We start from the raw sequence: 21059 nt of genomic DNA, 5'->3' as shown, positions 1-21059 counted from the left end.
AAGCCACCAATCCCTACGCTACAACTAAGCTAACCTGCACTTTTTATCGATACAAACTCAGGATAAGCATCAATACCGCAATCGGATGCATCCATTCCATTATATTCCTCCTCCTCAGTAACACGGATCCCCATCGTCATTTTAAGTACATACCAAACAGCAAAAGACATACTAAACACCCACACAAAAATGACACCAGCACCATAGAGTTGGCCTAGGAACGTGGCGCTACTATTTGATATAGGCACCAACATTAACCCCAAAAAACCTGCAACACCATGAACCGAAATAGCCCCAACAGGATCATCAATTTTAATACGATCTAACGTAACAATCGAAAAAATGACTAAACCACCAGCAAATAAACCTATGGCACCTGCCATCATCAAAGAAGGCGAGAAAGGATCAGCAGTAATCGCTACAAGCCCTGCCAACACACCGTTTAAAATCATCGTTAAATCCGCCTTACCCCATATGAATTTACATACTATTAATGATGACACGGCACCAAATGCTGCAGCAGAATTGGTATTAAGAAAAATCCTAGCAACGGCAGTGGCACTTTCAGCATTAGAAACCAATAACTGCGAACCACCGTTAAAACCAAACCATCCCATCCATAAAATAAACATACCTAATGTCGCCATTGGTAAGTTTGAACCAGGGATCGGATTAACCTGCCCATTTATACCGTATTTTCCTTTTCGAGCACCAAGTAATAACACACCAGCAATGGCGGCGGCTGCACCAGCCATATGAACAATACCGCTCCCCGCAAAATCAACAAATCCCGCTTTAGAAAGAAAACCTCCCCCCCAAGTCCAGTACCCTTCAATAGGATAAATAACCCCAGTCATCACCACCGAAAAAGCTAAAAAAGCCCACAATTTCATACGTTCCGCTACCGCACCAGAAACGATAGACATCGCAGTAGCAACAAACACAACCTGAAAGAAGAAATCAGATTCTAATGCATGTTCAGCCTCACTAATTTGATCACCGATCAAAATTCCCATAGAAGGTAACCACCCTCCTTCGGTATTACCGACATACATGATGTTATATCCTATGATTAGATACATAATGCAAGCAATCGAATATAAACATACGTTCTTTGTTAAAATTTCTGTCGTATTTTTTGATCTCACTAAGCCCGCCTCTAACATGGCAAAACCTGCAGCCATCCACATCACCAGCGCACCGGAAATCAACAAATAAAATGTATCTAAGGCAAACCTTAATTCAGATACTGTCACCCCTAACTGAAGTAAATCTTCCATCACACCCTCCTCTAAAATGTTTCATTGTCAAATCTCCTCGTACAGATACGAATAAGCCATTCGAGTTCAGCGTCATGCTTTTAATGCCACTTCCGCTATAATTTCACATACAGTATTAATCTATACGGCTTAATAATCACACTGACCAATGCACCCCTTCTCCTTAACCAGCATTACTATGTACGGTTATTAACATCTAATTCAAGCATTAGGCCAGAGTTACAAACCTATATTTTTTAATACTTTAGAATGTTTGCAACAAAGAAATAATCAACATTTTCGCACCCTATCAGTGCACATTAAATTTAGATGCACATGATTAGTGCAGCCAAAAAATAAGGGAGCATCGTAAAAATGTGTGGCGAATTAATATTGAATCAAAAGGTGTTGAATGAAAGCTTGTTTTTCTATCAGAATAAGACACTTCATTCCTCTATGGAGGTACAAAGTTTGAGCTATGAAGCCGTTACTTCAGCAGTGAGGGCCAAAGAGGAATTAGCAACGACTGACGCTGTCACTTTTCAACATACTACATTCTGCATATTGGAATGATGTGGAGGGATTAAAAGGCAAACAAGGAGAGAAAAATGCTAATGTGCATAGATGCCATCTGTGCACAATTCAACAATCGCAAATTGTCTATTAAATTTTAATTAATTCAATGATTTTCATTTAAAAAAGAGTGCCAGCTTTGAAGTGCTGATAAAAAATCCTCTAAACCACAAAATGCCTCTGACTCGCCATCATAAAAAGACATTGCGTCTTCAAGTTCACACACTTCACCATTTTCAAGCTCATTGGCAAAAATTCTGACTTGTTCAGTATCTAACTCTATAGATAACGCTTTACCTACCAAGCACCAATGAATCAACTGATTTGATTGTAATTTAACCACTATCTGATAGATTTTATCGTACTTCTCTTCATTTTCTCCCAACTCTTCTGCGAACCAAAAGCCTAACGCTTCATGACCCATACTAAAGTTAGCAAGTACAGTACCAGTTAAGGTATTTCGTCGAAATTCATATTCCATAATATTGACCTTACTACATGTCTATTATTATTTTAACTCAATGGGAGATAAGATAGGTAATTAAAACGAAAAAATACTGTTAGCAAATGACAAAATAACTGAGAGAATAAAGGTAAATGATTAATAATAAGCAAAAATAAAGGACGTCTTAGCGTCCTTTATTTTCAGGTAATCAAACTCAAATTAGTGAGCTTTTGATTCAGGAGCTGCATTGGCTGTAGGTGCAGCAACGTCTGCTGCTTTCTCAATAGAGAGAAGCTCAACTTCAAATACTAGCGTAGAGTTTGCAGGAATTGTTCCTGTATCACGCTCACCGTAAGCAAGTTCAGCAGGAACCACAAACTTATACTTAGCACCAACAGGCATTAACTGAACACCCTCAGTCCAGCCAGGAATAACGCGATTCAGTGGAAACTTAGCTGACTCACCGCGTGCAACAGAACTATCGAACTCAGTACCGTCAGTTAATGTGCCGACATAATGAACTTCAACAGTATCTTCAGCTTTGGGTTTCTCGCCTGTACCTGGAGTCAAGACTTCATACTGAAGACCAGATTCAGTTGTCACGACCCCCTCTTTCACCTTATTAGCATCTAAGAAAGCTTTGCTTTCTGTTAGTGCTTTTTCAGCTAGAACAGTAGCTTGAGCCTGGCGCTTTTCATTTAACTCTTCATCCAGACTTTGTAATAAAGTCTGCATTTCTTCTTCGGTCAGCTTTAGCTCATCATTCAAACCATTGCTAAAACCTGAAATAATAAGACTACGGTCAACAGGTAAGCCTAGTTCTTCCTGCTCTTTGATATGACCTGACATATACTTACCAATCGATGCTCCAACACTGTAAGCTTGTTTCTGTACTTCTGTTGTCAATTCAACATTGGCAGCAGTTTCAGTTGTTTTTTGTTGCTGATTACAAGCAGACAGGCCAATAACGGCCAACGCAACCAGTGATATTTTATAAATTGATTTCATTAAAGCTTCCTCAGCATCTTCTCTTAGTTACAATAATCTTACTCTATTAGGACAACCACTTTATACTAGTTAAATATGATATTCCAATTACATTACTGAAGTCTCATTTTCAGAATAACTGTATTTTCCTTGGACTAAAGACAATATTTTCTGGAGTAAGTTCATGAAAGACATTCTTTCGATCGTTTTTTGTACTTTTATTTTATCCGCTTGCCAGCAGCAAGCAGTAGATACACAGAAGTTAATTTTCGAACCTACCTATGATGCAAGCCTTTCTTCCCAAGGTAATTTAGCCTTAATTAGCACAGCAAGTAGTGGAATACAGTTATGGAATTTACAGACCAAAACACAGATATTTACATGGAAACATGGTAAAGGTAACACAAGTGCTATTGATACTAGTATTTCAGAAAATCAGCTTTATGCTGCCACCCTAACAAGAGACTCAGTGGGTCTATGGCGCATATCTGATGGACACTCGTTAGGCTGGTGGTCACTTCCTTCTACCGGACAGAGTGTCGATGTAGCCAACAACAGTGCTCTTTTAATTGGCTTAAACGATGGGAGCGTTATGTCTCTTCACCCCGATCGCACCCTCATTAAATTCTTAGGCCATTCCGAAAAAGTGAATAGCGTCTCTCTATCCTCGGATGGACAACTTGCGTTAACAGGCGCGAACGATAAACATGCGATACTATGGAACCCCACAACAGGGCAACCAATACATGATTGGCAATTTGACAATCGAGTGATGAAAGTTCTGTTAAATAGCAGTGGAACCCGTGCTTTTATTGGTGATAGTACCAATAATGCCCTCATTATGAATAATCATAATGGGCAACAAATTAGCAAATTAAACATTCAGCGAAGAAAAATGAACTTCTCTGCAGCTCGCTTCTCTAATGATGATACTCAGCTAATAACTGGCACACCAGCAAGAGAAATCATATTGTGGCAAACAAAAACGGGGGTAAAACTGGCTAAATGGCAAATTCAGCGAAGCAAACATGCACAAATGAAAGGAGCCGTTGTATACTCTGTCGCAAGCAAAGGCATGAATCAAATCATTAGTATCAGCAGCAACGGGCTAATCGAAACTTGGCCCGTACCTGTCCATTAGAGGTAAAAATGGAACTATTAGCACAAAGAGTCGAAAATCTGGAGATGAAACTGGCTTTTCAAGACAGTATTATCGAAGAACTTGACCAGCAAGTGATAAAATTAAATGATCTACTTGCCGAACAGCAGCACCAATTACGGTTGCTTATCAGCAAACTACAAACCGTAGAACCCAGCAACATAGCGAATCAAGCAGAAGAGTCCCCCCCACCTCATTATTAATCACGAACGCTGACTTCAATCACTCTGAGTCAGCATTAATTCAATTTTATTATGTTTTGATATAAGGTTAAACTAAAGATATCGTGCTCCATACAGCATAATATATAAAGGAAAAGCATGCGACAAGTCAGGCTACTTAAGGCACAACTATGAAAAATTGGCTACTGATCACAGTGTTCAGCTTGTCACTAACTGGCTGCGCATTTAACAGTATTTTCATTAACTACCCATCGCAAATAGCACCAGTAAAAGCCCAATTAAATACCAATGAGCCGATAAAAGCAGCAGATGGTATCGCCGATAATATCTCAGGAGCTGATGGTCTTCTTTATGCTCAAGAGGCTGGAAGAGTCGCTCAAATAGCAGGTGATTTTGAAGCCAGTAAAATTTACTACCAACATGCCGTATCTGCTTATTTAAAATTTGATGATAAAGCCACGCTTAGCGCTTCAGATGTGGGTGCGACCACCAGTAGTTTATTCCTCAATGATAATGTGATCCCCTACCGTGGGCCAGGTTATGAAAGGATAATGTTGCATCAGTATCAAGCGCTAAACTATCTATTAAGTGGTGATCAAGAAGGCGCTTTAGTTGAAGTCAGGCGAAGTAACAACTTACAGAGCTCTGAACAGGCAAGATATCAGAAATCAAACGAATCCGTTCAGGCTATCGCAAATGGGACTATCGACGCTGAAATGGACAAGCTAGACCAAGCAGCTGGTAGCGTCAGCAGCTCATTTTTAAATGCCTATAGCTATTACATCACAGGAGTTCTGCATGAGGTACTTGGCGAGCCAAACGATGCATTTATCGACTACCGAAAAGCAGCACAGATCTCACCTCATAACGCTTATCTTCAAAAAGATTTAGTCAGACTAGCAAAACAACTCTCTATGCCTCAAGCGGATGAATTTGAAAAACGTTGGGGTAAGACTAAACTAGCTAAAAAAGACCAAGGAGAAGTGATCATACTCGTCGAACGTGGCTTTGTGGATGAAAAACAAAGTTTAACCGTTCCGTTTCGCATCAACGACAATTGGCAAACAGCCTCATTAGCCACATATTCTTTTCACTCTCATCCCGTCACTAAAGGGAAAATAACCGGTTTAGGAAAAACATTAACCGCATCACCAATAGCCAATATAGATGCACTCGCGCTAACCGCGCTCAAAGAGGAATTGCCTGCAGCATTAATGCGCCAAGCAGCTAGGGTATATGCAAAATCTGAAATGGCACGGAACGTACGCAGTGATTCAAAATCCAGAAAAAATGAAACAGATTTTGGCGCTATTGCGATGCAAATCTTCAATGTTGTCACAGAGCAGGCTGATCGACGCAGCTGGCTAACGTTACCAAAACAAGCTCAAATAGCACGATCTTATCTTGATCAAGGTCAGTATTCACTCAAGCTTGATACCTCAATTCCAAGTAATATAGAGATAAAGAGCGGAAGAACGACACTGGTTTGGATAATAGACACTGGTAATTACACCCGTTTTTATTCAATAATCATATAATCAACATCAATGGAACTCACTATGAAACATGCTAAACTGATTTTTTTACTAGCAGCGACAATTGGTCTCGCTGGTTGTCAATCAAAAGTTGAGTACGGGGATGCTACAGAAGTAGAAACCGTCAATGAAAACTTTGGTTCAACGGATTTACAAGCGATTGCAGCTAAAATGGTCGACAGCATGCTGACCTTTCCACCTGTCATGGTATTAACAGCCAACGATCGACCAATCATTTTTGTCGATAAAATTAAAAATAAGACCTCAGAGCATATTGATACTGAATCAGTGACTGACTCAATCAGCAACAAACTACTTAGATCGGGTAAGTTTCGCTTTATCGACATGACTAAAGTCGATTCGGTACGCAAGCAGCTAGATTACCAAAACAATGCAGGTATGGTCGACCCATCTACTGCTATCAGTTTTGGTCGCCAAATTGGTGCTCAATATATGCTTTACGGTAACCTTTCAAGCATCGTTAAGCAGGACGGAAGCACCAAGGATGTTTACTACAAGATGACCATGCGTCTTATGGATCTGGAAACAGGCCTCATCGAATGGTCTGATGAAAAAGAGATCCGTAAAGTAAAATCTAAATCTTTTCTCGGTCTATAATTTTATCTCACTGTTCAGTTAAACATTGACAGCTTAAATAATAATGCCAATCGACTCCACGATTGGCATTATTGAATCCAAAAAAACAGACTCATTTCTCGCTAGCTTTTTATATAGTCTCACCTGACTAAATCGAGTAATCTAAGCAAAATAATAATGATATAGGAAATTAGCTTTGGATATGCTGCGTATCTGCTTGATCTCACTTGTCACTTTTATCACATTACTAAGCGGTGTAATTAAAGCAGAGGCTGGAGACGATTTAAATGATCCACAGCGACAAGAATCTCCCTCATCTCAAATTTCAGACGTATACTATGAGTTAACACTATTTGTCAGTAACGAACCTAAATTTAGTGCTGTAAGTAAAATCGATTTCTCTCTCAAAAATGCCAATAAGCCACTCAGCCTAGTACTTAAGCACGTTCAAGTGAATTCTTTCAGTATCAATGGTCATAAGATCTACCCCAATTATGATGGTCAACACCTCACTTTAAGCCAAAAATTACTCAATACAGGCAGTAACACACTTGAAATTAGTTACTCAGGAACCCTTAAAAAGGATGACGGGTTAGCACATTATGTCGATCTAAATAATCAGCAAGTGTACTTATATTCAAATTTTAAAGAAGGCGATACGAGCCAATTATTTCCTCTCTTCCCGCAAACCTCACTCAAAGCCAATTATCAATTGAATATCACGGCCCCTAAATCTTGGGTTGTTGTTACCACAATGAAAGAAACGAATGTCATAACGACTGGGACTGTAAAGCTTTGGCAGTTTCCAAAAAGTCCTAAAATAACTGCAGGTCAATTGCCTATCTATGCCGGCCCTTTCAAAATAAGCCTAGCGGATTTTAGTAAAATAAAACTTAGACTGCTTTCCTTACCATCAGTTCACAGCTCTATCAACACTCGTTTATGGCTTTCCTATACAAAAATAATATTTAACTATTTCAATGAGCATTTCGATATTCCCTACCCATATGAAAAATATGATCAAATTATTAGCCCATCTTTTTTCAATGGTGATCTTGATGCTGGAGTAACTCGTTTTACTGAAAAAGACATGATGCTCAACAGCAACCTAACAGACATGAATAAACAACTATTCGCCACTAATATTACCACTGCTTTAGCCACACAATGGTTAAGTAATATCATTCCTACTCACAGTTCAAACACAGAAATAGTCACGACAGATCCTCTACTAGATAGCCTAGCTCTCTATATGACAGATCAAGCCTTAACCAACACCAGTACATCCCCTCAGATTTGGCGCAGTCTATATTTTAATCAGAAGAATCTTGCCTATGAGCAGGATCAGTTAACTGGCTTTTATTATTCTACCGGACTACACCCTTTGACCGACGCTTTTAAGGGAGCCGCGATACTCAGACAGCTAGCCCATCAGTTTGGAGCAGAAAACCTCAAACTCTCACTAATAGATTTATTGCAATACCCTAGTAAAAAAAATATTAATTTTAATGGTTTAATCGCTAAATTAAGCTCAAAAATCCAGCAAGATCTCAGTAGTTGGCAAAACAGCTGGCTACAAACTGGAGAAAGCCTGATCCAAGTTGATTTTAGTTGTAGTGACAATCGTGTGACCTCATTTAATTTATTGCAATTACCTTTAAGTAATACACAAACAGCGCTTAGAAAACAGAAGGTAACATTAAGCTTGTACATTAAAAGTCAGCAGCAATTACACCGCAACTTAGATGTCACCATTACCTACCAAGGTGCTAAAACAAATATAAAAAGGCTTGTCGGTGTCCGCTGCCCAGATCTTGTTTACCCCAACGATCAAGATTGGGGCTATGCAAAGGTTAAACTCGATGAGAAATCTATCCAAACCGCTAAGCTTAAAATCAGCTCAATTGATGATCCATTACTCAAATCTATGTTATGGCAAAGCCTTTGGGAAAGTGTCTTAGATGGAGAGCTACCGTTAGATCAATATTTAGGCGCAGTGTTTATCAATTTACCTCAAGAACAAAACATAACAGTCCTAACTCAAGTGTTAAATCAACTCAAAAAAAGTAAAAAATATCTTCAATTGATGCAACCTATGCACCTTAATTACTCTCGTCATGCCATCAAAGGACTAGCACAGATGAGTCTAAGAAAGACCATGTTCTACCAAGATAAACCTGAACTTCAACAGATCTGGTTTAATGCTTACATTTTATTTTCCAACAGCCCTCAAACTCTTGATCATTTAGTACAACTTTTAGCAGGAGCAGCCAATATTAACGGACTTACTTTAGATCAAAAGACACGCTGGAAAATGATCAAGCAGATTAATCGTTATGATCATATTAAGAGCCAAAGCATACTGCTAGCCGAGCAAAAAAAAGACACTTCAGAAAGTGGTGAAATAGCCTCTATCGCCGCTTATGTTTCCCGCCCTGAAGCGAATATAAAACGGAGCTGGTTAACTCGAATTCACAGCGATGAGCAGATTAAACCTTCAATACTCAATACCGTCATATCTCACCTTTATCCTGAAGAGCAAAAGCTGCTTCGCGATGCAACATCTGAACTCAGGTTTGAGCACTTAAGTGAACTGGATAAACGTAAGAACACTCATTTTATGCAGCGCTATGTGAGCAACTTAATTCCAACTCGATGCGATCACCAAAATATCGCGATTCTAGCAAAGGTAATGAACCAATATTATTCACAACGTACAACAAAACCCATTGGCAGTCGACTATCACAAATCAGCCAAGAGGGTCTGCAAAAAGCCCATCGAGATGAAGTTCAATGCGTCAAAATGAAAGAAACATTGCGCCATTAACGTTCACATGTTAACTCGCTAAATTAGGGAGCAAGAGCCTCCCGAGTAAACTCACTTCCATCGCACTCTGGACAGTCAGGGATAACACCTGGGTACTCGATACGCATCTCATTAGTACAATGCACGCATACCATGTTGCCTTGGCCCACGATTTCACCACTTGTATAGACACCCCCATGTTTAAAGTCTTGCAACACTTCATGCCACTCAATTTGGCTACGATCAGTCATACCGCTCAACCAATGCCAAACGGTATTTTCAACCGTGATCATCGTAGGACTGTGGCTCAAGTCAGTATCATTTTTCTCATGCAAATAGCTAGCTATATCACGTTTCAAAAATTGTTCAACTAAAGCTAACTCGTCTTCTTTAGTCTGTTCTTTAAGAGAAAGAAATTCTTTCCTATTGGTAATAACAGAGAACAACCCTTTAATTGTCATAGTGTTATCGTTAGCATAGTCTGCTTTTACTTGCGCTAATAGCGCTTCATAAAGCGATAATAATTGCGTAGCTCTTGAACTCATATTCAATACTCCTTCATCAGAACCTTTTTAATGACTCACTTCTAGTTTATTCTATGCATACTAACCTCGCGCGGAAAAGTGCGCAAAATCAAATAATGGGCTACATGGCCGGGAAATATTGATGCAAGAGCAATATCAACCTTCAGAAATTGAAGCAAAAGTGCAGCAGCACTGGCAAGACATGAAAACGTTTGAAGTTACTGAAGATGAAAGTAAAGAGAAATTTTATTGTCTCTCTATGTTTCCATACCCTTCGGGACGTCTGCACATGGGTCATGTTCGCAACTACACTATAGGTGACGTTGTAGCCCGTTACCAACGCCTACAAGGAAAAAATGTCTTACAACCTATCGGTTGGGATTCATTTGGTTTACCGGCTGAAAATGCAGCAATAAAAAATAGCACGGCACCTGCACCTTGGACCTATGAAAATATCGATTATATGAAAAACCAGCTGAAAATGCTGGGTTTCGGTTATGACTGGAGCCGTGAAATAGCCACTTGTACTCCTGAATATTACCGTTGGGAACAATGGTTTTTCACTAAACTTTATGAAAAGGGGTTAGTTTACAAAAAGACAGCTTCTGTAAACTGGTGCCCAAACGATGAAACCGTTTTAGCTAATGAACAAGTGCAAGATGGTTGCTGTTGGCGTTGCGACACTGAAGTCGTACAAAAAGAGATCCCTCAGTGGTTCATCAAGATCACCGATTATGCCGATGAACTGCTAACAGACCTTGATAAACTGGACGAATGGCCTGAACAAGTTAAGAGCATGCAACGTAACTGGATTGGCCGTAGTGAAGGCATTGAGATGACGTTCCAAGTTGCCGATAGCAGTGAATCCTTCGACATTTATACCACTCGCCCAGACACGGTTATGGGAGTGACTTATGTCGCCATTGCTGCGGGTCACCCTTTAGCTGAGCAAGCGGCCAAGAATAATCCAAAACTTACAGCATTTATCGAAGAATGTAAAAACGCTGATACTACAGAAGCCGCGATGGCTGCAATGGAAAAGAAAGGCGTTGCAACGGGACTGTTTGCCATTCACCCATTAACAGGGAAGCAAGTCCCCATCTGGGCGGCTAACTTCGTTCTAATGAATTACGGTACTGGTGCGGTAATGTCTGTACCTGCACACGATCAACGTGATTATGAATTTGCGATTAAATACGACTTAGCAATTGAAGGTGTCATTAAGCCACATGATAGTGAACTCGATATTAGCCAAGAAGCTTATACCGAAAAAGGCATTGTATTTAACTCTGGAGACACGTTCCCTGAATTAGACGGTCTGGACTTTCAAACTGCATTCGATGTCATTGATGCCAAGCTAACCCTTGAAGGAAAAGGCAAACGCCAAGTTAACTTCCGTTTACGTGACTGGGGAGTCTCTCGTCAGCGTTACTGGGGAGCCCCCATCCCTATGGTGACTCTTGCTGATGGAACCGTCGTAGCAACACCTGAAGATCAGCTACCTGTCATTCTTCCTGAAGATGTGGTCATGGATGGCATTCAGAGCCCAATCAAGGCCAATAAAGAGTGGGCTAAAACCCAAATTAATGGCCAAGAAGCTTTTAAAGAAACTGATACTTTTGATACCTTTATGGAATCATCTTGGTACTACGCACGTTACTGTAGTCCTCATGCCGATGAGATGTTAGATCCAGCCAAGGCGAACTACTGGTTACCCGTAGATCAGTATGTCGGTGGTATTGAGCATGCGTGCATGCACTTACTGTACTTCAGATTTTTTCATAAATTGTTGCGTGATATGGATCTGGTTAACTCAGATGAACCAGCAAAACGCCTACTGACTCAAGGGATGGTATTAGCCGATACTTTTTACTATAACAATGAAAAAGGTACCCGAGTATGGGTCTCACCATCTGATGTGACAGTACAAGAAACTGACGATAAAGGTCGGATCCTTAAAGCCATTGATAACCAAGGTAATGCACTTGTTTATACTGGCATGAGTAAAATGTCAAAATCTAAAAACAATGGTATCGACCCGCAAGAAATGGTGGATAAGTATGGCGCAGATACAGTGCGTTTATTTATGATGTTTGCAGCGCCGCCAGAGCTAACACTTGAATGGCAAGAATCCAGTGTTGAAGGTGCACACCGCTTTATCAAACGTTTGTGGAAAGTCGCACATGACCACGTTACAAAAGGCGCTACTGCATCATTAGATATCACCTCTCTTGATACTAAGCAAAAAGAGCTACGTCGTGAACTGCATAAGACCATTGTTAAAGTAAGTGATGATATTGAGCGTCGTCAAATGTTCAATACTGCCATCGCATCTGTAATGGAGCTGATGAATCGCCTTCACAAAGCCCCGTCTGACACACCACAAGACCGAGCTCTAATGCAAGAAGTACTATCAGCTGTTGTTCGCTTACTTTACCCCATCATTCCACACACGAGTTTTCGTTTATGGAATGAACTGGGTAATTCTAAGAGCATTGAAGATGCACGCTGGCCAGAAGCTGATAAGTCTGCTCTTGTCGAAGACAGCAAACTTATCATTGTTCAAGTAAACGGTAAGCTACGCGCTAAAATTACCGTCCCCGCAGATGCCACACAAGAAACGGTTGAAGCACTAGGTCACGCAGAGGAAGGGGTGATTAAACATACCGAGGGGAAAATAGTCCGTAAAGTCATCTATGTACCGGGCAAATTGCTCAACATCGTGGCTAACTAAAACAGTCTGAAATAAATCAATGCCAAACTGATGCAAATAACACGCAAAAGTTTGGCAATCATCATGACGATGAATGTTTAGCTTCATGTCATGGCCAAGAAACATTGTATAAAGGAATAAATACTTAGCTTATGCTCATCAAACGCATATGTTTTACCATCATAGCCCTAAGCGTGTTACTTAGCGCTGGTTGCGGCTTTAAACTTCAAGGAAACTACTCGATACCAGAGCAGTTAACAACCCTGCATTTGAGCAGCCAAGATCAGTATAGTCAACTCACACGTTTAGTCCGTGAACGTTTACGACTCAACAATATTACGTTAGTAAAAGAGAGCAATGACACACCAAAATTACAGCTAATAACAGACTCTCTTGATAGGACGACACTATCTCTTTACCCTACAGGCAATGTAGCAGAGTATGAGCTCGCCTATCATGTTACCTTTACCGTCACGCTTCCAGAACAAGATTCTCAACAATTTAATGTTGATATTAAAAGAGATTATCTAGATGATCCTCGCACTGCTCTGGCAAAAAGTCGTGAAATGGAGATCTTGTTAAAAGAAATGCGTATTCAAGCTGCAGACCAAATAATTCAAACTCTCGCTACCATAGAGGTTAATTGAGGCTTAGATGTGACAGTCCTGTTAGGGGCTGCACATCTCATTTTTTAAGGTAATTTGATGCGGATATACCCAGATAAACTTTTACTTCATCTCACACCACTGAAACAATGCTATCTTGTCTTTGGTAACGATCCATGGCTATGCGATACCAGCCTAAATCATCTTTACGCTCAAGCTAAAAAAGAAGGCTTTGAAGAAAAAATACAGTTGACTCAAGAAACGGGCTTTAATTGGAATGACCTCACAGAGCAATGGCAAACCATGAGTTTATTCTCAAGTCGACGTATCATCGAAGTCATTTTACCTCAAGCAAAACCAGGGAGTGAAGGCAGTACGGTTTTACAGCACTTAATGCAAATACCTAATCCAGATGTTCTTCTCATCATCACAGGGCCTAAGCTCACAGCGGAACAAACTAAGAGTAAATGGTTTAAAACATTAGATGCACACAGCATCTATGTTCCGTGCATTACTCCAGAGGGGAGTCAATTTCAACGCTGGCTCGATGAGCGAATAACTCACTTTGCCCTCACACTTACCCGCGATGCTAGAGAAATGCTATACGATTTATATGAAGGCAATTTATTAGCGGCTGAGCAATCCTTAAAACTTTTACAGCTATTAAGCCCGACGACTCAAATTGATAGCAGTCAACTCGCATCCTATTTTGAAGATCAGTCTCGTTTTAACGTGTTTCTGTTAACCGATGCCATGCTCAATAATCAACAAGATAAAGCACTACACATTATCTCCCAACTCAAAGCTGAGGGAGTTGCAATGCCAATCATATTATGGGGTATTTTTAAAGAGCTCTCTATACTACTACAGCTAAAAATAACACAGGACAGTCATCAACCATTGCAACCCTTATGGAGTAAGCTAAGAATATGGGATAAACGTAAATCATTATACCAATCAGCACTCAACAGGCTTCACTTAGTCCATATAGAAAAGTTACTAGCAAGTACATCTGCTATCGAACTTAAACTTAAGCAGCAAGGCATCGAAGATTGGACAGGTATAAGCCACCTAAGTTTGCTTTTCGATCCCAACGCACATCGATTACTTGCTCATATCGAACTAAATGAAAAGGTATAATGAGCTTATGCGTATCGGTATTTTAGGTGGTACATTCGATCCAATACATTTTGGTCATATTCGCCCTGCACTCGAAGTTAAACAGCAACTTAATTTAGATAAAATTTGGTTAATGCCTAACCACAAACCTCCTCATAAAAGCTCGACATCGGTCAGTACTCAACATCGCTTGGCAATGACACAGCTCATTTGTGATGAACATGATGAACTTGAATTGTGTGACATTGAAGCCAAGCGAGCATCCCCCTCTTATTTAGTGACAACGCTGGAACAGTTAACTAAAACTCATCCAAGTCATGAGTTTTATTTCATTATGGGTATGGACTCACTGGTGTCACTCACCCACTGGTATAAATGGCAATCGCTGTTTAGATTATGCCACATCGTCGTCTGCCAACGTCAAGGTTGGAGTTTGTTACCTGATAATGAAATTCTAGATGAATACCATCTGAGAAAATCATCCCCTGTGGATATTTCAGATCAAAAATCAGGCCTCATTATTCCAATCCAAATCACACCACAAGCATACTCATCCACTGAAATCCGCCAGCAGCTCTCACAGGGAATCATCATGACTACAGCTTTACCTGCTATAATCATTCAATATATTAGAGATAAAAACCTGTATCAAACATGAGTTTAAGCTATTTCCCAATCAAATTACATTTCTATGCCTGCAATCACTTATGAGATGTGTCATTAGATGTTATACTACTGCGCTGTCAAAATTTATTAAGGAATAACGCGTGGAAAGCGCCGAGCTAAAGCAGTTTGTAATCGACAAGGTCGAAGATTTAAAAGCAAAAGATGTCGTTGTTTTAGACATTTCAGAACGTTCTAACATAGCTGATTTTATGGTTGTTTGTTCAGGAACATCAAAAACTCACGTGAAAGCAATTGCTGAAAATTTAGTAGTTGAAGCTAAGCGTGCTAATCTTCACATCAATGGTGTTGAAGGCCGTGAAAGCAGTGAGTGGGTACTTGTTGATCTTGGTGATGTTATCCTTCATGTGATGCAAGATAAAACGCGTGATTTCTATGAGCTTGAAAAGTTATGGACTGAAAAGCCAGTTTAATGAAGATCCAACTTGTTGCGGTAGGCACACGTATGCCAGATTGGGTCACCGCAGGTTTCAAGGAATATCAACGCCGATTTCCTAGAGACATGGCACTCGAATTGGTAGAGGTCCAAGCTGGAAAAAGAGGGAAAAATGCTGATATAACTCGAATTCTCAATAAAGAAGGCGAATTAATGTTAGCTGCGATCCCAAAAGGAAACCACATTGTTAGTTTAGATCTTCCAGGTAAAACATGGACAACACCAGAGCTAGCCAATCAGTTAAGTCGTTGGCAACTTGATGGACGAGACGTCAGTCTGCTTATCGGTGGCCCAGAAGGTCTCGCTCCCTCATGTAAACACGCTGCAAACCAAAGTTGGTGCTTATCTGCTCTAACATTACCTCACCCATTAGTGAGAGTCCTTATTGCTGAAAGCCTCTATCGAGCATGGAGCGTTAACACTAATCACCCTTACCATAGAGAATAGTAAGGGGATTAGCTTAAAACTAATTCAAGCCTTAAGTGAAGCAATGTACCCAGTGCTTATTGCTAAGCTGGAGAAAATGTAAGTGACGCCAAACAAGCGGATAACGATGCATGACCACGTAGCAGAAGCCTCGCTTTTCAAACGAAGAGCCTTGTTTACTTTTGTTTGCGTAGTGACTTTATTAGGGATATTACTAAGTAACTTATATCACCTCCAAATACTTTCATATACCGATTACGAAACTCGCTCTAATGATAATCGTATCAGAGTTATTCCGGTCGCACCGAACCGCGGGCTGATTTATGACCGCAATGGTCATCTTCTCGCTGAAAATCAACCATTTTTCGCCTTAGAGCTGATCCCTGAAAAAGTTAACGACATTCCAGCAACATTAGCTCAACTCAGCAACATTATTTCCATTAGTAGCGATGAACAAGATGACTTTATTAAATCACTTAAATACCATCGACGCTTTAAACCATTAACACTTAAAAGTCATGTTACAGAAGAGCAAGTTGCTGTCTTTAGTGTTAACCAACATAAATTTCCGGGAATATCTGTTGTTGCAGGCCTAAAACGCCATTACCCTTACAACGGTCTGATAACACATGCCCTAGGTTATGTCGGCCGGATCAATGACAAAGACAAACAAGTATTACAACAAAGTGGTGAATGGAAAAACTATGTGGGCACCAAATATATTGGCAAACAAGGCATAGAGAAATTCTATGAAGACTTACTTCATGGTAAACCCGGCCACCTTGAAGAAGAAGTCAATAACCGTGGACGTAGGATCCGAATACTAAAATCAGTCCCCCCAACTCCTGGGCAAGACATCTATCTGACACTTGATCTCGAGCTCCAAAAGAAAGCATTAGCACTCCTTGATGGACGTCGTGGATCGATTGTCGCGATTGATCCACGCGATGGTGGAGTGTTAGCTATGCTTTCAAGCCCAACTTACGATCCTAACCTATTTGTAAACGGAATAAGCACTAACGCTTACGCTGGACTACTTGATTCACCTTCACGCCCATTAATTAATCGTGCGACAAAGGGTCAGTACGCGCCAGCATCAACCGTGAAACCTTTTCTTGCTTTGCTTGGTTTAGATGAAAAAACAATCACACCCAAAACACGAATTTGGGATCCTGGTTTTTGGCAAATACCAGGCGTCGAACGTAAATACAGAGACTGGAAACGTTGGGGACATGGCTGGGTTGATGTCACCAGTGCGTTGATTGGTTCATGTGATACCTATTTTTACGATTTAGCCTATAAAACAGGTGTTAATAAAATAGCCAGTTTTATGCAACCTTTTGGCTTCGGTGAACGTGTTGGCATCGATATTTTCGAAGAGTCCGTAGGCATCATGCCCTCGAAAGACTGGAAAAAAATGCGTTACAATCAGCCTTGGTACATAGGTGATACGATATCAGTCGGCATTGGTCAAGGTTATTGGACAGCAACACCATTACAGTTGGCTAATGCAACGGCTATTATGGCTAACAGAGGCAAACGTTTCACACCCCATCTGCTTAAATCAATTAAAAACAACGCATTACAAATTGCCAAACCCATTGATGAGCATGCACCCATTGAGCTTAACAATGCAAAAAACTGGGACGTCATCAATCAAGCGATGCGAGACACTGCACACAAGAAACACTTTAAAAATGCGAGCTACACCGCAGCAATGAAAACGGGGACAGCGCAAGTCATTAGTGTCGCAGAAGGGGAAAAATATGATGCCGATGCCATATCAGAACATTTTAGAGATAATGCTTTAGTCATCGCTTACGCTCCTTACGAAAATCCTGAAATTGCCATCGCTGTTGTGCTTGAGAATGCTGGTTGGGGAGGCGCTAACGCAGGCCCTGTGGCTAGAGCACTGCTTGATGAATATATGTTACGAGATAGTTTGGAGCAAAAATAATGACCTCACAAAATCATAGGCCTAATATTTGGCAACGTATGCATATTGACTTGCCATTATTATTTGCAATTTTAACATTGATGGGCTTTGGCCTTTTCGTTATTTACTCTGCAGGTGGTGAAGATTTCGCCATCATGGAACGCCAATTGTTTCGTATGGGATTATCCCTATTCATTATGTTTCTCATCGCCCAAATTAATCCAGAAATGTTAAGGCGTTGGGCATTTCCTATTTATGTTGCAGGCATAATATTACTACTAGGCGTACATTTTTTTGGCTCAATAAATAAAGGAGCACAACGCTGGTTAAACTTAGGATTTATGGAGTTTCAGCCTTCGGAAGTGATAAAATTAGTCTTTCCTATCACCATGGCATGGTACATCAGTAAATTTCCACTCCCTCCTAAAAAACGTTACTTAGCAGGAGCTGGTGTCCTCTTATTAATACCCACTTTGTTAATCGCTAAACAACCCGATCTTGGTACCTCGATTCTCGTTGCCGCCTCTGGCATTTTTGTACTCTTCTTATCTGGAATGAGTTGGGCAATTGTGGGTGGCTTTATTGCCGTGATTGTCGCTATGCTGCCTATATTGTGGTTTTTTTTGATGCATGATTACCAACGTACTCGCGTACTCACTTTACTCGATCCGGAAAAAGATCCTCTTGGGGCTGGTTATCATATCATCCAATCAAAAATTGCTATTGGTTCTGGCGGCATGTTGGGTAAAGGCTGGCTCGACGGAACCCAATCACAATTAGAGTTTTTACCAGAACGACATACTGACTTTATCTTTGCTGTCATTGGCGAAGAGTTTGGTTTAATAGGCAGTTTTTTATTACTTAGCGTCTATCTGTATATTATAGGACGAGGCTTAATCATCGCATCACAGGCACAAACCAGTTTCGCTCGTTTGTTAGCAGGAAGCATTACCTTGACTTTCTTTGTTTATATTTTTGTCAACATTGGTATGGTATCAGGCTTATTACCTGTCGTTGGGGTGCCTTTACCACTAATTAGTTACGGTGGCACTTCCATGCTAACGTTAATGACTGGCTTCGGTATTTTGATGAGTATTCACACCCATCGACGCTTCATCGATAGGTAGCATAAATCAGTCGCAATCATTTAACGTACTCAGTTAAGTAAGTCAGTTAGTATTGCTAGAGCCTACTCTAGTCGCCGTTTGCAAACGCTGTCGACTCATTATTAATAGGAACGAATAAGTGAAAATAATGCCTAAACTTTTAGCCACAATACTCTTGAGCACTTTGTCAATCGGCGCTTCAGCCACCACAATGGTTAACAGCGAAGTCACAGCAGATTCATTAAAATCTGAATTTATAACGACTCAGTTAACCTCAGGTTTTACCGATAAAGAGGTGAAAAAATTTCTTTCCACCGCTAAATTTGATCAGCATGTCATCGATGCAATGACAAAACCTTGGGAAGCAAAACCTTGGCATGAATATTACCCCATTTTTTTAACCGAAAAACGCTTAAATGCAGGCCTCAAGTTTTGGCAAAAACATGCCAAAACCATTGATCGCGCTGCTCAGGAATTTAATGTCGATCCTCAAATTATCATCGCTATAATAGGGATCGAAACTCACTATGGCGGTTATATGGGAAATTACTCAGTTATCGATGCCCTATATACTCTAGGTTTTTATTATCCTCCACGAGCCACTTTTTTTAGAAAAGAGTTAAGCCACTTACAGACCTTGGTTAAAGAAGAGAATTTAGATCTCGCTAACCTAAAAGGCTCTTACGCAGGCGCTATGGGGTATGGCCAATTTATTCCGTCCAGTTATCGACATTACGCCATTGACTTTGACCATGATGGCAAAAGAGATCTGTTAAATAACCAAATCGATGCTATAGGCAGTGTGGCTAATTACTTTCACCAACATGGTTGGATTGCTGGAGCTCCTGTAGCCATCCCTTTAACTGCATCAAATGGGCTTCCTTCCCCTTTAAAACCTTGGGCTGGCGAACCTTTACATTATCGGGCTTCTGATATTTTATCACCCAAACTTGCATTAGCGGGATCTATCGATCTCGACGTTTCACAACCAGCCCTTATTATTAGCCTTGAACAGAAAACCAAACACGAATACTGGCTTGGACTTGAGAATTTTTACGTGATAACCCGCTATAATCGAAGTCCGCTCTACGCTATGGCAGTTTATCAATTTAGCCAACAATTAAAAAAGGCCCACGATGCACAATAACACCACTCATAAAATAGTGGCACTCGTCACAGCATTTTTTCTCTCAGCCTGCTCTAGTTCAGATGGTGGAGGACGTTATAAAATTGCCAATGACAAAGCACCGAACAGCGCGCCAGACGTCACTAAAGTCGAAGATGCTCACCCGAAATATGAAGCATACAGCCGTGGTGGAAATAAGAAAAACTATACCGTTTTAGGTAAATCGTACCAAGTCATGGATACTGGCAAAGGTTATAATAGCAGTGGTACTGCATCATGGTATGGCAGTAAATTTCATGGGCATCTTACTTCTAATGGTGAGACCTATGATATGTACTCTATGTCGGCGGCACATAAAACACTACCATTACCCAGTTTTGTCAAAGTCACCAACATGAGCAATCACAAAGAAGTCATTGTCCGCGTTAATGATAGGGGGCCTTTTCATGATGATAGAATTATCGACTTGTCTTACGCAGCTGCACACAAGTTAGATATGTTAAAAACCGGCACTGCACAGGTTAAAATTGAAGTCATTTACATAGAAAATCCTGAATCTATTGCATTAGCAACACTTAAAGACACTAAGCTCCATTATATTCAGATACTCGCATCGACAAACAAAAACAAAATCGATAATTTAGCAACACAACTAGAAAATAAATACAAAATAAAAACTCGAATAAAATCAAGTGATAATCTTTACAGACTGCAATTAGGTCCTATTGCTCATCAGCAGTTAGCTTTACAGATAGACCTTGACTTAAAATCAAATGGTTTTCCACAAAGCTATTTCATCATTGAATAATAAAATGTCACATAACGAAAGATTAATGAACCT

General features: G+C 40.3%; 19 protein-coding genes. 15 read left to right on the top strand and 4 right to left on the bottom strand.

What is annotated here, in order from left to right:
* Positions 1-29: 29 nt before the first annotated feature.
* From HQQ94_RS04850 to fkpA, 3 genes are all read right to left on the bottom strand, one after another.
* Positions 30-1280 (bottom strand): ammonium transporter, encoded by a 1251-nt coding sequence (locus HQQ94_RS04850; protein WP_173293347.1) that lies wholly within the window; start codon positions 1278-1280, stop codon positions 30-32.
* 658 nt (positions 1281-1938) lie between these two features.
* The gene (locus HQQ94_RS04845; protein ID WP_173293346.1) at positions 1939-2313 is read right to left on the bottom strand and encodes a YacL family protein; all 375 of its coding nucleotides are present in this window, start codon (positions 2311-2313) and stop codon (positions 1939-1941) included.
* Positions 2314-2496: 183 nt separating this feature from the next.
* Positions 2497-3285 carry an FKBP-type peptidyl-prolyl cis-trans isomerase gene (gene fkpA / locus HQQ94_RS04840; RefSeq protein ID WP_173293345.1) on the bottom strand — a complete coding sequence of 263 codons (789 nt, stop codon included), beginning with the start codon at positions 3283-3285 and terminating at the stop codon, positions 2497-2499.
* Positions 3286-3448: 163 nt separating this feature from the next.
* Here fkpA and HQQ94_RS04835 point away from each other — a divergent pair, with 163 nt between their 5' ends.
* The 5 genes from HQQ94_RS04835 (at position 3449) to HQQ94_RS04815 (ending at position 9564) form a co-directional block, all read left to right on the top strand.
* Positions 3449-4405 (top strand): WD40 repeat domain-containing protein, encoded by a 957-nt coding sequence (locus tag HQQ94_RS04835; RefSeq protein WP_173293344.1) that lies wholly within the window; start codon positions 3449-3451, stop codon positions 4403-4405.
* Between the two features lie 8 nt (positions 4406-4413).
* Complete coding sequence (locus HQQ94_RS04830) at positions 4414-4626, top strand: SlyX family protein (protein ID WP_173293343.1); 213 nt, start codon at positions 4414-4416, stop codon at positions 4624-4626.
* Positions 4627-4775: 149 nt separating this feature from the next.
* On the top strand, positions 4776-6143 hold the full coding sequence (locus tag HQQ94_RS04825; RefSeq protein ID WP_173293342.1) for a COG3014 family protein: 1368 nt from the start codon (positions 4776-4778) through the stop codon (positions 6141-6143).
* Between the two features lie 21 nt (positions 6144-6164).
* Complete coding sequence (lpoB, locus tag HQQ94_RS04820; RefSeq protein ID WP_173293341.1) at positions 6165-6758, top strand: penicillin-binding protein activator LpoB; 594 nt, start codon at positions 6165-6167, stop codon at positions 6756-6758.
* A gap of 181 nt (positions 6759-6939) precedes the next feature.
* Complete coding sequence (locus tag HQQ94_RS04815; protein WP_173293340.1) at positions 6940-9564, top strand: ERAP1-like C-terminal domain-containing protein; 2625 nt, start codon at positions 6940-6942, stop codon at positions 9562-9564.
* 23 nt (positions 9565-9587) lie between these two features.
* On the opposite strand, the gene HQQ94_RS04810 is transcribed toward HQQ94_RS04815, so the two are convergent.
* On the bottom strand, positions 9588-10088 hold the full coding sequence (locus tag HQQ94_RS04810) for a zinc ribbon-containing protein (RefSeq protein WP_173293339.1): 501 nt from the start codon (positions 10086-10088) through the stop codon (positions 9588-9590).
* A 121-nt stretch (positions 10089-10209) separates the two neighbouring features.
* Here HQQ94_RS04810 and leuS point away from each other — a divergent pair, with 121 nt between their 5' ends.
* The 10 genes from leuS to HQQ94_RS04760 all read left to right on the top strand — a co-directional run bounded on the left by leuS (position 10210) and on the right by HQQ94_RS04760 (position 21026).
* Complete coding sequence (gene leuS, locus HQQ94_RS04805) at positions 10210-12801, top strand: leucine--tRNA ligase (protein WP_173293338.1); 2592 nt, start codon at positions 10210-10212, stop codon at positions 12799-12801.
* Between the two features lie 131 nt (positions 12802-12932).
* Positions 12933-13427: an LPS assembly lipoprotein LptE gene (gene lptE, locus HQQ94_RS04800; RefSeq protein ID WP_173293337.1), complete on the top strand. Its 495-nt coding sequence runs from the start codon at positions 12933-12935 to the stop codon at positions 13425-13427.
* A gap of 57 nt (positions 13428-13484) precedes the next feature.
* Positions 13485-14525, top strand: coding sequence for a DNA polymerase III subunit delta (holA, locus tag HQQ94_RS04795; protein ID WP_173293336.1), 1041 nt, complete (start codon positions 13485-13487; stop codon positions 14523-14525).
* A 7-nt stretch (positions 14526-14532) separates the two neighbouring features.
* Entirely contained in the window at positions 14533-15162 is a 630-nt protein-coding gene (nadD, locus tag HQQ94_RS04790) for a nicotinate-nucleotide adenylyltransferase (protein ID WP_173296523.1), read from the top strand.
* A gap of 109 nt (positions 15163-15271) precedes the next feature.
* Positions 15272-15601, top strand: coding sequence for a ribosome silencing factor (gene rsfS / locus HQQ94_RS04785; protein ID WP_173293335.1), 330 nt, complete (start codon positions 15272-15274; stop codon positions 15599-15601).
* Complete coding sequence (rlmH, locus tag HQQ94_RS04780) at positions 15601-16071, top strand: 23S rRNA (pseudouridine(1915)-N(3))-methyltransferase RlmH (protein ID WP_173293334.1); 471 nt, start codon at positions 15601-15603, stop codon at positions 16069-16071. Before rsfS ends, rlmH begins: the two co-directional genes overlap by 1 nt.
* An 82-nt stretch (positions 16072-16153) precedes the next feature.
* Positions 16154-18007, top strand: coding sequence for a penicillin-binding protein 2 (gene mrdA, locus HQQ94_RS04775; protein ID WP_173293333.1), 1854 nt, complete (start codon positions 16154-16156; stop codon positions 18005-18007).
* Entirely contained in the window at positions 18007-19113 is a 1107-nt protein-coding gene (rodA, locus tag HQQ94_RS04770) for a rod shape-determining protein RodA (protein ID WP_173293332.1), read from the top strand. Before mrdA ends, rodA begins: the two co-directional genes overlap by 1 nt.
* A gap of 127 nt (positions 19114-19240) precedes the next feature.
* Positions 19241-20239: a lytic murein transglycosylase B gene (mltB, locus tag HQQ94_RS04765; protein ID WP_173293331.1), complete on the top strand. Its 999-nt coding sequence runs from the start codon at positions 19241-19243 to the stop codon at positions 20237-20239.
* On the top strand, positions 20229-21026 hold the full coding sequence (locus HQQ94_RS04760; protein ID WP_173293330.1) for a septal ring lytic transglycosylase RlpA family protein: 798 nt from the start codon (positions 20229-20231) through the stop codon (positions 21024-21026). The genes mltB and HQQ94_RS04760 overlap by 11 nt, the downstream gene beginning before the upstream one ends.
* Positions 21027-21059: the final 33 nt, after the last annotated feature.

Origin of the sequence: Shewanella sp. VB17, from assembly GCF_013248905.1 — a bacterium.
Lineage (GTDB): Bacteria > Pseudomonadota > Gammaproteobacteria > Enterobacterales > Shewanellaceae > Shewanella.
This window is presented reverse-complemented; position numbering and strand designations above follow the sequence as displayed.

What these genes read in the sequence shown, in the direction of transcription:
- HQQ94_RS04850 (WP_173293347.1), bottom strand. Translation starts at nt 1,280, where the DNA reads ATGGAAGATTTACTTCAGTTAGGGGTGACAGTATCTGAATTAAGGTTT.
- HQQ94_RS04845 (WP_173293346.1), bottom strand. Translation starts at nt 2,313, where the DNA reads ATGGAATATGAATTTCGACGAAATACCTTAACTGGTACTGTACTTGCT.
- fkpA (WP_173293345.1), bottom strand. Translation starts at nt 3,285, where the DNA reads ATGAAATCAATTTATAAAATATCACTGGTTGCGTTGGCCGTTATTGGC.
- HQQ94_RS04835 (WP_173293344.1), top strand. Translation starts at nt 3,449, where the DNA reads ATGAAAGACATTCTTTCGATCGTTTTTTGTACTTTTATTTTATCCGCT.
- HQQ94_RS04830 (WP_173293343.1), top strand. Translation starts at nt 4,414, where the DNA reads ATGGAACTATTAGCACAAAGAGTCGAAAATCTGGAGATGAAACTGGCT.
- HQQ94_RS04825 (WP_173293342.1), top strand. Translation starts at nt 4,776, where the DNA reads ATGAAAAATTGGCTACTGATCACAGTGTTCAGCTTGTCACTAACTGGC.
- lpoB (WP_173293341.1), top strand. Translation starts at nt 6,165, where the DNA reads ATGAAACATGCTAAACTGATTTTTTTACTAGCAGCGACAATTGGTCTC.
- HQQ94_RS04815 (WP_173293340.1), top strand. Translation starts at nt 6,940, where the DNA reads ATGCTGCGTATCTGCTTGATCTCACTTGTCACTTTTATCACATTACTA.
- HQQ94_RS04810 (WP_173293339.1), bottom strand. Translation starts at nt 10,088, where the DNA reads ATGAGTTCAAGAGCTACGCAATTATTATCGCTTTATGAAGCGCTATTA.
- leuS (WP_173293338.1), top strand. Translation starts at nt 10,210, where the DNA reads ATGCAAGAGCAATATCAACCTTCAGAAATTGAAGCAAAAGTGCAGCAG.
- lptE (WP_173293337.1), top strand. Translation starts at nt 12,933, where the DNA reads ATGCTCATCAAACGCATATGTTTTACCATCATAGCCCTAAGCGTGTTA.
- holA (WP_173293336.1), top strand. Translation starts at nt 13,485, where the DNA reads ATGCGGATATACCCAGATAAACTTTTACTTCATCTCACACCACTGAAA.
- nadD (WP_173296523.1), top strand. Translation starts at nt 14,533, where the DNA reads ATGCGTATCGGTATTTTAGGTGGTACATTCGATCCAATACATTTTGGT.
- rlmH (WP_173293334.1), top strand. Translation starts at nt 15,601, where the DNA reads ATGAAGATCCAACTTGTTGCGGTAGGCACACGTATGCCAGATTGGGTC.
- rodA (WP_173293332.1), top strand. Translation starts at nt 18,007, where the DNA reads ATGACCTCACAAAATCATAGGCCTAATATTTGGCAACGTATGCATATT.
- mltB (WP_173293331.1), top strand. Translation starts at nt 19,241, where the DNA reads ATGCCTAAACTTTTAGCCACAATACTCTTGAGCACTTTGTCAATCGGC.
- HQQ94_RS04760 (WP_173293330.1), top strand. Translation starts at nt 20,229, where the DNA reads ATGCACAATAACACCACTCATAAAATAGTGGCACTCGTCACAGCATTT.